The organism is Mesorhizobium sp. CA4, assembly GCF_020165075.1.
GTDB lineage: Bacteria > Pseudomonadota > Alphaproteobacteria > Rhizobiales > Rhizobiaceae > Mesorhizobium.
The window spans coordinates 177458-190253 of the sequence record NZ_JAIUHK010000008.1; the positions used below are offsets into that span (position 1 = coordinate 177458).

At 64.1% G+C, this 12796-nt stretch carries 10 protein-coding genes and 1 pseudogene; 6 read left to right on the top strand and 5 right to left on the bottom strand.

The window, feature by feature from the left end; genetic code table 11:
• The first annotated feature begins 79 nt into the window (after window positions 1-79).
• Window positions 80-892 (top strand): class I SAM-dependent methyltransferase, encoded by an 813-nt coding sequence (locus LB528_RS09480; RefSeq protein ID WP_224714662.1) that lies wholly within the window; start codon window positions 80-82, stop codon window positions 890-892.
• Here LB528_RS09480 and LB528_RS09485 read toward each other — a convergent pair.
• Window positions 889-2265, bottom strand: a complete 1377-nt coding sequence (locus tag LB528_RS09485; RefSeq protein ID WP_224714663.1) for a TIGR03808 family TAT-translocated repetitive protein — start codon at window positions 2263-2265, stop codon at window positions 889-891. The genes LB528_RS09480 and LB528_RS09485 overlap by 4 nt on opposite strands.
• Before the next feature lie 106 nt (window positions 2266-2371).
• Between LB528_RS09485 and greA the strand changes: the two genes are divergently transcribed.
• Window positions 2372-2854, top strand: a complete 483-nt coding sequence (gene greA / locus LB528_RS09490) for a transcription elongation factor GreA (RefSeq protein WP_224515612.1) — start codon at window positions 2372-2374, stop codon at window positions 2852-2854.
• On the opposite strand, the gene LB528_RS09495 is transcribed toward greA, so the two are convergent.
• From LB528_RS09495 to LB528_RS09510, 4 genes are all read right to left on the bottom strand, one after another.
• Window positions 2851-3237 carry a type II toxin-antitoxin system death-on-curing family toxin gene (locus LB528_RS09495; protein WP_224714664.1) on the bottom strand — a complete coding sequence of 129 codons (387 nt, stop codon included), beginning with the start codon at window positions 3235-3237 and terminating at the stop codon, window positions 2851-2853. The genes greA and LB528_RS09495 overlap by 4 nt on opposite strands.
• Window positions 3234-3464, bottom strand: coding sequence for an AbrB/MazE/SpoVT family DNA-binding domain-containing protein (locus LB528_RS09500; RefSeq protein WP_224515618.1), 231 nt, complete (start codon window positions 3462-3464; stop codon window positions 3234-3236). Before LB528_RS09500 ends, LB528_RS09495 begins: the two co-directional genes overlap by 4 nt.
• Window positions 3465-3631: 167 nt before the next feature.
• Complete coding sequence (gene scpA / locus LB528_RS09505) at window positions 3632-5749, bottom strand: methylmalonyl-CoA mutase (protein WP_224714665.1); 2118 nt, start codon at window positions 5747-5749, stop codon at window positions 3632-3634.
• Entirely contained in the window at window positions 5746-7188 is a 1443-nt protein-coding gene (locus LB528_RS09510) for a methylmalonyl-CoA mutase subunit beta (RefSeq protein WP_224714666.1), read from the bottom strand. The genes scpA and LB528_RS09510 overlap by 4 nt, the downstream gene beginning before the upstream one ends.
• 247 nt (window positions 7189-7435) lie before the next feature.
• Between LB528_RS09510 and LB528_RS09515 the strand changes: the two genes are divergently transcribed.
• The 4 genes and pseudogenes from LB528_RS09515 to LB528_RS09530 form a co-directional block, all read left to right on the top strand.
• Window positions 7436-8959, top strand: coding sequence for a helicase HerA-like C-terminal domain-containing protein (locus LB528_RS09515; RefSeq protein ID WP_224714668.1), 1524 nt, complete (start codon window positions 7436-7438; stop codon window positions 8957-8959).
• Window positions 8960-9210: 251 nt separating this feature from the next.
• The gene (locus tag LB528_RS09520) at window positions 9211-9780 is read left to right on the top strand and encodes an AraC family transcriptional regulator (RefSeq protein WP_224714669.1); all 570 of its coding nucleotides are present in this window, start codon (window positions 9211-9213) and stop codon (window positions 9778-9780) included.
• A gap of 183 nt (window positions 9781-9963) precedes the next feature.
• A complete protein-coding gene (locus tag LB528_RS09525; protein WP_224714671.1) occupies window positions 9964-10419 on the top strand; it encodes a hypothetical protein in 456 nt (151 codons plus the stop codon).
• Window positions 10416-12796, top strand: a pseudogene (locus tag LB528_RS09530) (calcium-binding protein); the annotation flags it as partial. The gene LB528_RS09525 and the pseudogene LB528_RS09530, both read left to right, overlap by 4 nt.

Below are 12796 nucleotides of genomic sequence, written 5' to 3' on the forward strand. Positions count from 1 at the left end.
ATCTGCCGCGCGCGTGAACCCAAGACAGAAAATTATGTGCTAGTTTCCTCCATCATCAAACGGGCGCTGGATGCTCGCCATGCTGGAAGCAGACAAGGTGTTTGCCGGGTCGATCCCGGAAAATTACGATCGCCATATGGTGCCGCTGATTTTCGAGGCCTATGCCGCGGAGACCGCACGGCGGGCGGTGTCCTTCTCACCCTTGGCCGTTTTGGAGACCGCCGCGGGTACCGGGGCCGTCACCCGCGCCTTGGCGCCAAAACTCTCTCCTGGTGCCAGCTACATCGTAACCGACCTCAACCAACCGATGCTCGATTATGCGGCTTCGCGCGAGGGGCCCGACAGCCGCATTACATGGCGCCAGGCGGATGCCCTGAAGCTGCCCTTTGAGGATGCGGCCTTCGACCTCGTCTGCTGTCAGTTCGGCGCGATGTTCTTTCCCGACCGCGCCGCTGCCTATCGCGAGGCGAAGCGGGTCCTGAAGCCCGGCGGACATTTCCTGTTCAGCGTCTGGGATCGCATCGAGGAGAATATATTCGCCGACGATGTGACGAATGCTCTGGCAACGATCTTTCCACACGATCCGCCGGGTTTCCTGGCGCGCACGCCGCATGGCTATCACGACAAGGACCTGATCCGCCGCGACCTCGAAGCCGCAGGATTTTCCGATGTGACGATCGACACCAGAGCCGAGCAGAGCCGCGCATCCTCGCCGCGCGTTCCCGCCGTCGCCTATTGCCAGGGCACCCTGCTTCGCAACGAGATCGAGGCCAGGGAGGCCGGACGATTGGCGTCCGCGACCGACTACGCCGAATCCGTGATCGCCGACAGACACGGTCGTGGCGAAATTGCCGCCAAGATCCAGGCGCACATCATCGTGGCCTCGGTCTAGCTGACCTTGTTGCGCTCCACGGTGAGATGCGCGTAGCCGGAATCGGTCGACTGGGTGAGGTCTCCGGTGACCGGATCGGCCCAGCGCTGGCCGATGATGGCGCCATTCCTCGCGCCGTCGATGACGTTGTCCGAGATGACGGCGCTGCCGGAGCCTTCGACGACCGAAACGACGATGCCGGTGCCCGCCTTGCGGATGATATTGCCTGTCGCCACGACATTGCGCAGATAGGGACCCCAGCCGAGCTGCATGCCGTAAAGCGGCGCGTTCTCGACGACATTGCCGGAAACCGTCGTGTCGGCCTCGGCGCTGATGCCGACGCCGAAGCCGGGCGGATCGGCAGTGTAGGGGCCGGTGGTAGAGAGGTTGCGCACGATGTTGTTCGAGCAGACCGCAATGCGGCCGCCTTCGTTGAAATTGACGATCGAGATGCCGTTGGCGGCACCGTCGACCAGATTGTTGCTGAGGATAGCGCCTTCGAAGGAGAATTCCGAATAGATCCCCGTCTCTCCCGAGCGCGAGCAGGTGTTGCCGGTGATCTGCAGATTGCTCGAACTGTTGGCACGGATCGCAGTAAAGGCGCAGTCGGAGACGATATTGCCGGAGATGACGACATTGCCGGCGCGGAAGGCGTTGATGCCGTTGCCGTTCTGGCCGGTGCCGCCGCTGTACGCGCCGATCCGCTGGACGCGGTTGCCGCTGACGATGGTGCCGTCCTCCGCAGCCTGCCAGCGATGCACCAGGATGCCGCCATTGGCGCAGTCCGAAACGCTATTGCCGGAAATTTCCAGCCCGCCGGCCTCGACTGAATAGATGCCGGCATCCGCGGCACCCGAAATATTCGAGCGGCCGACACGGCCGACGGCATGCTCGAGCGCCAGCCCGTTCTTGCCGCTGCCGGTCACCTGGCAATTGTCGATGACGAGATGGGCGACGCGGCGCAGGTCGAGCAGGCCTTGCGTATAGTCGGCCAGCCAGCGGTTGGCGCCGTCGAGCACCAGCCCGCTGAGTTCGATATACTCCGCCTGCTCGGCCATCATAAGGTGGCCGTTGCCGCCATAGACGATGCGCGTCGCGCCGGGCACGCCCGACAGGCGCACCCGGGCAGGCAGCTTAAGGTTCGAGACGAGATAGGTGCCGGGCGGCAGGAACACCGGCTGGTCGCGGTCGCTGGCTTCGGTCAGCATCCTGGCGAAAGCCTTGCTCTGGTCGTCGACCGCGCCCGGCTGCACGCCGATCTCGGTGGCGTTGATCGAGCCGCGCATCCCCGCCATCTCGATGCCCGGCAGCGACTTCGCCGATGCCTTGCCGGCGAAGACACCGGCGACGGCGAGGCCCGCGGTCCGGGCAAGCAGCGTTCGTCTGTTCAACATCGGCACAGGTCCTGGCGTTTCGCCCTGTCTGTCGCAGGAAGCGTGCCAATGCCGGCCCACCGCCAAACCGCTTGTGCAGTTGCCTCGCCAAGCCTAAGTTCACCAGATGAGCAGAGCTTTCACGCGCGAAGAAGACAGCGAAAACGCCATTGCCGGCGTCGGCGAACGGCCGGTCAGCGCGCACCGCAACCTGGTGACGGAGCGCGGCCTGGCGATGATCGAGGACAATCTCGCCGAGCTGCGCGACCTGATGGCCAAGGCTGAAAGGCGCGGCGACCGCGAACGCCTCGCGGTCGTGTCGCGCGACTTGCGCTACTGGACCGCGCGGCGCGAAAGCGCGGAACTTTCCGTGCCGGAGCCGGGCAGCGACGTGGTGCGCTTCGGCATGGGCGTCACCCTGGAAGGCGACAACGGCAAGAAGGTGCATTGGCGCATCGTCGGCGAGGACGAGGCCGATCCGTCGAAGGGGAGCATTTCCCATGTCTCGCCGATGGCCGTGGCCCTTTTCGGCAAGAAGGTTGGCGAGGTCGTCACCGTCAACGGCAAGGAATGGGAAATCGTCAAGCTCTCGGACAAGGCCGAGAACTAATCTTCGAGCTTCACGACATGGTCGCGGAAGAAGGCGGCCGCCCCAGCCTCATCGATCTGACCTGCGGCGACCATCATCACCAATTGGATGATCTCTTCCTGCTCAGCCTCGACGCTTAATCCGTTGAAATAAAGAAACAAGTCGGCGGCAGCAAAGGCCGTCCGCTTGTTGCCATCGACAAATGGGTGGTTCTTCGCGATACCGAAGAGGTAGGCCGCCGCAAGCTCGCAAAGATCCGGCTCGCCATAGGCCTCTTTCTGCTGCGGCCGCCCAAGGGCCGATTCTAGCATGCCTTCATCTCGCATACCTGACGCGCCGCCGTGAAGGCGCAACTGCTCGGCGTGCATTGCCTCCACGAACTCCCGCGAATGATGCTCGATCATTTCGCGAGAGCGCGGTAGGCGACCTCATATTTTTTCATGCGCTCGCGAGCTATGTTCATTTTACTTTCAAATGCTTCCGGGTCGCTCTCAAGTCGACGAAGTCGAAGCTCACCTGCGTTCTCGGCAGCAATAAGCGTATCCCCGGCGCGAACATTTAGCCGATCGAGCATTTCCCGAGGCAAAATTACACCTTCGGAATTGCCGATCTTGCGTACTACAATGTTCATTGGCGAAAACTCCTTCAATCTCCTCCACTCTCGGTTCCCTACCAAGCTGGTGGAATTGATCAAGCACTCAATTCCACCAGCTTGGTAGGGAACCGAGAGTGGAGGAGATTTACGTACTTGTCTATAACACTGTTGTAACAGTGATTATAACGGTTAACGCTCAATTGTCAAGCCAGCAACCGATCCATCAGCCGGTTCGCCGCTTCCGGGATGACGGTTCCCGGCGGGAAGATCTCCGCCGCGCCTGCCGCCAGCACCGCGTCGTAGTCCTGCGGCGGGATGACGCCGCCGGCGACGATCAGTATGTCGCCGTGGCCGAGCTTCTTCAGCGCTTCCTTGAGCTCGGGGATCAGCGTCAGGTGCCCGGCGGCCAAGGAGGAGGCGCCGATGATGTCGACATTGTGCTGCACTGCGAGCTTGGCGATCTCGTCCGGCGTCTGGAACATCGGCCCGACGGTCACGTCGAAGCCCAGATCGGCAAAGGCGCTGGCGATCACCTTCTGGCCGCGGTCATGGCCGTCCTGGCCCATCTTGGCGACCAGGATGCGCGGCTTGCTGCCGGATTTCTTTTCGAACGCTTCGATCTTCTCCTGCAGCCGCTCAAGCCCCGGGTTGTCGCCGAGCGCCTCGCGATAGACGCCGGAGATCGTCTGCACCGCCGCCGTGTGGCGTCCGAATACTTTCTCCAACGCCAGCGAAATCTCGCCGACGGTAGCATTGGCGCGCGCCGCGCGGACCGCGAATTCGAGCAGGTTCTCGTCGCCCTCGGCGGCACGGGTCAGCGCCGCCAGCGCATCCTCCAGCGCCGCGACGTCGCGTGTGCCTTTCAGCCGCTGCAGCTTCGCCAATTGCCTGGCCTTCACCTCGGCATTGTCGATCTTCAGCACATCGACCTCGATATCCGCTTCAGGCCGGTGCGCGTTGACGCCGACCAGCACCTGCTCGCCGGAATCGATGCGCGCCTGCGTGCGCGCCGCCGCTTCCTCGATGCGCAGCTTCGGGATGCCCTTTTCGATCGCCGCCGCCATGCCGCCGAGGTTTTCGACCTCCTCAGTATGGCCGAGCGCGCGCTCTGCCAGATCATGCGTCAGCCGCTCGACATAGGCCGAGCCGCCCCATGGATCAATCATGCGCGTGGTGCCGGATTCCTTTTGCAGGATGAGCTGCGTGTTGCGCGCGATCCGCGCCGAATGGTCGGTCGGCAGCGCCATTGCTTCGTCGAAGGAATTGGTGTGCAGCGATTGCGTATGCCCCTGCGTCGCCGCCATCGCCTCGATCATCGTGCGGGTGATGTTGTTGTAGGGATCCTGCGCTGTCAGCGACCAGCCCGAGGTCTGGCAGTGGGTGCGAAGCGACAACGAGCGCTCGTCCTTCGGCGCAAAATTCTTCTTCATCAGGTCTGACCACAGCAGCCGCGCGGCTCTGAGCTTGGCGACCTCCATGAAGAAGTTCATGCCGATCGCCCAAAAGAAGGAAAGCCGCGGCGCGAACCGGTCGATGTCAAGACCGGCGGCGACGCCGGCGCGCGCATATTCGATGCCGTCGGCGATCGTATAGGCAAGCTCGAGGTCGGCCGTCGCGCCGGCCTCCTGCATGTGATAGCCGGAGATCGAGATCGAGTTGAACTTCGGCATATGCTTGGAGGTGTAGGCGAAGATGTCCGACACGATCCGCATCGATGGTTTCGGCGGATAGATGTAGGTGTTGCGGACCATGAACTCTTTCAGAATGTCGTTCTGGATGGTTCCGGCGAGATCCTGCTGAGCGACGCTCTGTTCCTCGGCCGCGACGATGTACAGCGCCATGATCGGCAGCACGGCGCCGTTCATCGTCATCGACACCGTCATCTCGTTGAGCGGAATGCCGTCGAAAAGCTGGCGCATGTCGAGGATGGAATCGATCGCCACGCCCGCCATGCCGACATCGCCGGCGACGCGCGGATGGTCGCTGTCATAGCCGCGATGCGTGGCGAGATCGAAGGCGACCGATAGGCCTTTCTGGCCGGCCGCGAGGTTGCGCCGGTAAAAGGCGTTGGATTCCTCTGCCGTCGAGAATCCGGCATATTGCCGGATCGTCCAGGGCTGCTGGACATACATGGTCGGGTAGGGGCCACGCAGGAAGGGTGGCAGGCCCGGATAGGTGTCGAGATTGGCGAGACCCTTGAGGTCGCTTTGGTCGTAAAGATGTTTTACGGCGATGCCTTCCGGCGTCATCCGCTGGCCTTTGAGCTCGACCGGCGCGCGACGCGGCTCCGACCAGCCGATCCGGTTGAAATCCGGGATCATGATCCGGCTCCGATCGACTGGTCGATGCGCACCGGAAACAGCGGCTCGCAGGTCGCGACACCCTCCGTCAGGGCCGGGCGCCGCTCCTGCGGCAGTGTCTCGACTGGGCGCTCTGTGCCGACACGGTAAAGCGTCGTGCCGACAATGCCGCGTTCGCCCGACCGGTAAGCGCCATTGCGCTTGGCGGCGGCCGTCTGGACGCGATTCTGGATATAGCCCTGCTGCAGGCTGACGAGCACGCCGCCCTCGGCCTCAATGCGCTGGAATTCTTCCCAGGCCGCAGCGCAGAGATCGTTCGTCAGTGACTCCACCGCGCCCGAACCGCTGGCCGGATCGGCGACATAGCCGATATGGCTCTCCTCGGCCATGATGAGCTGCGCGTTGCGGGCGACGCGGCGGGCAAAGCCGGCCGGCAGCCCATGCGTGATGGTATGCGGCAGGATCGAGATCGAATCGGCGCCGCCGGTTGCCGCCGCGAAGGCCGCGATCGCCGTGCGCAAGATGTTGGTCTCCGGGTCGGCCATCGTCATCATGCGATAGGAGGTCTCGGCATGGATGCTGGCGGTCGAGGCCGGGATCGAGCAAGCTTCCTGGACGCGCGCCCAGAGCTTGCGCAACGCCCGCACCTTGGCCATCGACAGGAACTGGTCCTGGTCCACGCTGAGCGCGAAGCCGATATAGGGCGCCGCGTAGACCAGCGGCTGGCGCGCCTTCTCGAACATTCTGAGATAGGACACGACCGATGCCATCATCGTGCCAAGCTCCTGCGCCTCGGTGGCGCCGGCATTGTGGAAGACGCGGCCGTCGGCCTCGAGCAGCACGCCCGGCACGCCCATCGAGAAGAAATGCGCCAGCGACTGCGGCATCGATTCCTGCAGCGCCTCGATCGAGGTGCGCAGCCGCCCGGTCCCAGCGAAGATCGCCGCCGGATCGATGCCGAAGGAAAGGTTGAGCTTGGCCGGATCGGAACGGCGTTTGCTCAGGAAGGCGAGCAGCCAGTCGGCCACGGCGCGGCTCCACGGATGCGCGTCGATGCGCACTTGCACGCGGTTGAGCGGCACGCCGTCGAGCACTCTTTCCAAGGCTTCCGCGGTGCGCGGCAGGCCGTAGCCGAAGGCATTCGGCGCGCCCTCGAAGACAAGCGAAAGGCCCGTCGCGCCTTGGGCGATGTCTTCCAGCGCTTGCGCGCTGGCCCGGGCGACATCCGGGTCGTCGACGCGCTGGCTGACGATCCAGCGCGCGGTCGGATTTGTGCGCGGCAACGGCTCGGCGGTCGTCGAGCGCTGGCTCAGCGGCTCGATGCGGATGCCGTCGTCGGTATGGGAAACGAGCTTTTCCTCGAAGGAACCGCCGGCAAGGGCCTTTTCCGCCAGCGCCAGCCAACGCTTGGCGTCCGGGTTCGGAAGGTCGACATCCCTGGTCAAGGCGCCGGCGCCCATCGCTCTCCTCGCTTCTTGGCCGCATCAGCCGGTCCAACCAATCTAAGGTCAGGAACCGGATATCACAATGCGTCATCCGGCCGGTTCTCGCGGCCAGGCAATCGATTGCCAAACATGCGCAAAATCCGCAAGCGCCAAAGGCCAAATTCGATGCACCCCAAATCAATACCGGGCATTGCCGCATGCGACTGGCGTTACTATACGTCGGGGTGAGGCCCTTGAGCGAAACAGATTGCGGAGACCGGATATGGCTGACGAGACCAGCATCTTCATCGGCGCCAGCCGCAAGCCCGACGATTCCTATCAGCGCGCCGAAGAGCTGCTGCTGCGATACGGCAACCGCCACGGCCTTGTCACCGGGGCCACGGGCACCGGCAAGACCGTCAGCCTGCAGATCCTGGCCGAGGGCTTTTCGAATGCCGGCGTGCCTGTCTTCTGCGCCGACATCAAGGGCGACCTTTCCGGTATAGCCATGATGGGCGAGGCCAAGGATTTCCTGGTCAAGCGCGCCGAGCAGGTAAAGCTCGATCCCTACCAGTTCCAGGAATTCCCGGTCATCTTCTGGGACCTGTTCGGCGAGCAGGGCCATCCGATCCGCGCCACCATTTCCGAGATGGGGCCGCTGCTTTTGTCGCGGCTGATGAACCTCACGGAAGCGCAGGAGGGCGTCATGAACATCGCCTTCCGCATCGCCGACGAGGAAGGCCTGCTGCTGCTCGATCTCAAGGACCTGCAGGCGCTGCTCGCCAACATCGCCGAGCGCGCCGACGAACTCAGCGCACGCTACGGCAATGTCACCAAGCCGTCGGTCGGCGCCATCCAGCGCACGCTGCTCGTGCTGGAGAGCCAGGGTGCCGCGAACTTCTTCGGCGAGCCGGCGCTGCGCATCGCCGACATCATGCGCACCACCCGTGACGGGCGCGGCGCGATCAGCGTCCTGGCCGCCGACAAATTGATGATGAATCCACGGCTCTACGCAACCTTCCTGCTCTGGCTGATGTCGGAGCTGTTCGAGGAACTGCCCGAGGTCGGTGATCTCGACCGGCCGAAGCTGGTGTTCTTCTTCGACGAGGCGCATCTTCTGTTCGAGGACGCGCCGAAGGTGCTGATCGATCGCGTCGAGCAGGTGGTGCGGCTGATCCGCTCGAAGGGTGTCGGCGTCTATTTCGTCACCCAGAACCCGCTCGACATCCCGGAAAAGGTGCTGGCCCAACTCGGCAACCGCGTCCAGCATGCGCTGCGCGCCTATACGCCGCGCGAGCAGCAGGCGGTGCGTACGGCGGCCGAGACCTTCCGGCCCAATCCCGATTTCGACTGCGCCACCGCCATCACCCAGCTCGCCACCGGCGAGGCGCTGGTCTCGATGCTGGAGGACAAGGGCGTGCCGGCCATGGTCCAGCGCACGCTGATCCGGCCGCCGTCATCGCGGCTCGGCCCGATCACGCCCGACGAGCGCCGCAAGATCATCGCCGAGAGCCCGGTCACCGGCCAGTACGACGAGACCGTCGATCGCGAATCGGCCTTCGAGATGCTGCAGAAAAAGGCCAAGGAGGCGCAGGATTCCGAGGCCCAGGCGCAGCAGCAAAACAGCGGCGGTTCGCGCTGGACCATTCCGGGCTTCGACGATGTCCTGGGGACAGGCAACCGACGGTCCTCAAACCGCCAGACCGTTGCCGAAGCCGCCATCAAGTCGGTGGTGCGCTCGGTCGGCTCGTCCGTCGGCCGCGCCATCGTGCGCGGGATTTTGGGAAGCCTGGCGCGCGGCCGCTGAAGCAAAGAGGCGGCACTGCGCGGAGCACGACGCGAATCACGTCCCGCAACCTTTGATGTCGGGCGAGCCCCGCCTGTCGTCGCGCGAATCCGCCACGGAAATGTGCGCCCCTGAAAGCTGTCCCCGTTACCTCCCGACCATTAGATCTTACTCGCCGACGGGCGAGCCGCGTCAGCGGCAGCTAAAACTTTTCGCGAGGGAACTTTTCTCGGCGCGACCGCAATTTCCTGAAATACCGAAGGGGCCAAATCATGGCCTTTGACGCTGTTGCCGGGGGGCAAACTGGATGGCGCCGACAGCACGTGCGATCACGAATTATTGTGGCCAGGGAACGAGAAGCGCCCGCTAAGGTTGGGCCAAAGCTGCGGAGGGCTGGGCATCAGGAGTCCGAGTTGCGGCGCGATGACGATCTGCCGGCCTGGTATTCGGAAATTCCTGCTGAAAGGCGGCCACTGCTGAACGCGAAAGGCGGGCTGTCGATCGGCCACGCGCGCCTCGTGGCGCAATTCTTGCGCGAGAACTTTTCGCGCAAGCTTTCACTCGCCGAGATGGCGGCTGTGTGCGGGCTATCCCCCTACCATTTCGCCCGTGCTTTCTCCAAGACGTTTGGCGTGACGCCGCATCAATATGTTCTTGCCCTTCGCCTGGACTTTGCCGAGAAGCTGCTGGCCGAAAGGCGCATGTCGATCACGGATATCGCCTATCTGAGCGGCTTCTCGAGCCAGAGCCATCTCACCACCACGATGAAGAAATACCGCGACGTGACGCCGATGCAGGTGCGAGAGAGGCTGGTTCGATCGCGGGCCGTCAGGCAGGGCTGATTTCCCGGGATGGTTGTGTATGGATCGGCTTATAAAAGGTATTACTAAAGTAATTTTGCGTTAACCTCTGGAGGATGTGCGGTATATTTTCAGATAAACAGCAATTTGTTGGAATACGAGGCTCTGAAAACCTGTCTTTCTGCAGCAAATCCGGTATTCGGATTCTAAGCAGGCCGAGGGGACATGAGCGACGACACGGCGATTCGCCGGAGCCTTTCCGAGGAGATCGGTTACTGGCTGGAGTCGGCATCGAGGACGCTTGAGAAGCGCTATGGAGATGGCGTGCCCCTGGCCAAGCAGGACATGCTGCTGGCCCATTATCTCTACGGCCTCACCGCCGTCGTTCACGCGCATGACGCGCCTGCCGTGCATCTGGCGGCGGTGCGCTCCTATCTCGAGCGGCTGATCCCCACCGAGCGGGTTACGGCGGCGCTCCAGGCTGTCCCTGAGGCGGGTGACGCCTGGCTTGAAAACACGCTCGATCGCGTCGAGGCGATCGGTGAGAAACAGGGCCATGCGCTGCTCGCGCGCGGCGCCGACGTGATCATCCCATTTTCGAGCAGACACGCTTTGGCGGCAGGGTCGGCGGAACCTGCCGTTATCGAGCGCGACCCACCAAAGGAGGCATTCTCGCAATGAACTTCAGGCAAGAACGGATCATTCGGCGCGGATCGGCTCGCTTCGCAGGCAATTGGATTTCCGGCGCCGGCGACAGCCGCTCGGTCCGTCGCCGCCTGATGGCGGTATTGCGAATGGCGCATCGGGTGCTTGGCCTCGGTCGCAAGAATATGGGTCTGGGAACACTGGGCAGCGGCGGCAACGCGCGTTCGGCTCTGGCCTGCGGCATGAGCCCGGCCAGCATGCTCGGCGGCCTGGCGGCAATCGTCGCGCTCGGCCTCGCCACGCCGGCGCTGGCGCAATATGCCGCGGGCGGCGGTTCGGCGACCGGCGGCAACGCCGTCGCCATCGGTAACGGCGCCGCGACGAATGGCAATAACAGCGTGGCGTTGGGCAGTTCCAACAGTGCAACGGGCGACGGCACGATTGCCATCGGCTACGCGATGGGTGTCAATGGCCTCAATTCCATAGGCATAGGTGTCTTCGCAGGCGCAACCGGCGTCAATGCCCTCGCCGTGGGCGGGAACGCCAAGGCCAACGGGGACGGAGCAAGCGCTGTTGGCGTCAATTCGGTTGCAACCACAAGCGCGGCCGCCTTTGGCAATAATGCGCGTGCCGACGGAGTGAACTCCACGGCGATCGGCACTGTTACCCGCGCGACCGGGCTGCGCGCCACCGCGCTCGGGTTCGGGGCAACAGCATCCGGCGTGGATTCGATTGCCCAAGGTAACAGCGCCATCGCAAGCAACCAGAATGCCGTCGCCATCGGCTTCCAAGCGGTCGCTACACAGATCAACTCCATCAATATCGGCGGGCGCACTCTTGCGGGAGCGGGTGCTACTGCGCAGGGGGCCATCGCCCTTGGCACGGATGTGACTGCGTCTCAGCAAAATACCGTTGCCATAGGCATACTGACCAAGGCAACGGGAACGAGCGCCACGGCGATGGGTAACACGGCCAGCGCCTGGGGCAACCAGTCCATCGCACTCGGCTTGGGAGCGCAGGCCGGCGTTCAGGCCAACACGGCGCTGCCCAACAGCATCGCGATTGGCACCAATTCGCTCTCTTCCGGCGCTTTCGCCGTCGCGATGGGCACTACTTCAATTGCGAGCGGCTCCGCCAGCACGGCCGTGGGCAACACCGCCGTTGCCAGCGGCGCAAATGCCTCCTCATTCGGGTCTGGATCGAGCGCGGCAGGAGACAATTCTCTCGCTGCTGGCGTCAGCGCCAGCGCTGGAGGGATCGGCAGTACCGCACTCGGCATCGGAGCCAACGCGGCGGGAGCGGACTCCGCTTCGATTGGTTCCGCCTCCAAAGCCACCGGTGCCCGTGCGTTCGCGGGTGGCCGTTCGTCCAATGCCGGCGGTGACGATTCCATCGCTATCGGCACGTCGGCCGTCTCGACAGCGGCAGGCTCGACGGCAGTTGGATCGGGCGCAGTGGCACAGGACGTAAACGCGGTCGCCATGGGCACCGCCGCCAGCGCGATCACCGCCGATTCCGTCGCGATCGGCACGGGCGCGGTGGCCGACGGCGGCAAGGCGGTCGCCATCGGTTACGGCAACGAAGCCTTTGGTGACGGTGCGGTCGCCATCGGCGATCCAAGCTATGCGAGCGGCACCGGCGCCTTCACCGGCGGCGCCAACAACATCGCCAACAGCGACGGCACGGCAAGCGCCACCGCCGCCAACCAGGCCGCCGGCGCGGTGGCGATCGGCAACAACAACAAGGCGATCGGGCAAGGCTCCGTGGCGCTTGGCAACGGTTCCACCGCGGGTGCCGCCGGTCTCGCCGGCAATGTCGCGCTGGGCAACGGCGCGACTGCGGCGGCAAGCTCCGGCGACGTCGCCCTAGGCTCCGGCTCGGTAACCGCCGCAGCGGTCGGCACCAGCGGCACGACGATCGGCGGGACGGCCTACAGCTTCGCCGGAACGGCTCCGACATCGACCGTCAGCATCGGCGCTCCCGGCGCGGAGCGGACCCTCACCAATCTCGCTGCGGGCCGGCTCAGCAACGCCTCGACCGACGCCATCAATGGCTCTCAGCTTTTCGCCACCAATCAGCAGGTGACGAAGAACACCACCGATATCGCCAACATCGGAAACACGATCACCAACATCAACACCGGCGGCGGCATCAAGTATTTCCATGCCAACTCGACGCTGCCCGATTCCCAGGCTCTGGGGACGGATTCGGTCGCGATCGGCCCCAATGCCGTGGCCAACAACGCGGGCGATGTGGCAATCGGCCTGAACTCGGTATCCGGCACCACGACCTTGGTCGGCGGCACGACGATAGGCGGCGTCAATTACACCTTCGCAGGCGGAACGCCGGCCGGCGCATTCTCGGTCGGCTCGGTGGGCGCGGAGCGCCAGATCCAGAATGTCGCGGCCGGGCG

Bases quoted from the DNA above. Each gene is read 5' to 3' on its own strand.
- LB528_RS09480 (WP_224714662.1), top strand. From the start codon at position 80: ATGCTGGAAGCAGACAAGGTGTTTGCCGGGTCGATCCCGGAAAATTAC.
- LB528_RS09485 (WP_224714663.1), bottom strand. From the start codon at position 2,265: ATGTTGAACAGACGAACGCTGCTTGCCCGGACCGCGGGCCTCGCCGTC.
- greA (WP_224515612.1), top strand. From the start codon at position 2,372: ATGAGCAGAGCTTTCACGCGCGAAGAAGACAGCGAAAACGCCATTGCC.
- LB528_RS09495 (WP_224714664.1), bottom strand. From the start codon at position 3,237: ATGATCGAGCATCATTCGCGGGAGTTCGTGGAGGCAATGCACGCCGAG.
- LB528_RS09500 (WP_224515618.1), bottom strand. From the start codon at position 3,464: ATGAACATTGTAGTACGCAAGATCGGCAATTCCGAAGGTGTAATTTTG.
- scpA (WP_224714665.1), bottom strand. From the start codon at position 5,749: ATGATCCCGGATTTCAACCGGATCGGCTGGTCGGAGCCGCGTCGCGCG.
- LB528_RS09510 (WP_224714666.1), bottom strand. From the start codon at position 7,188: ATGGGCGCCGGCGCCTTGACCAGGGATGTCGACCTTCCGAACCCGGAC.
- LB528_RS09515 (WP_224714668.1), top strand. From the start codon at position 7,436: ATGGCTGACGAGACCAGCATCTTCATCGGCGCCAGCCGCAAGCCCGAC.
- LB528_RS09520 (WP_224714669.1), top strand. From the start codon at position 9,211: ATGGCCTTTGACGCTGTTGCCGGGGGGCAAACTGGATGGCGCCGACAG.
- LB528_RS09525 (WP_224714671.1), top strand. From the start codon at position 9,964: ATGAGCGACGACACGGCGATTCGCCGGAGCCTTTCCGAGGAGATCGGT.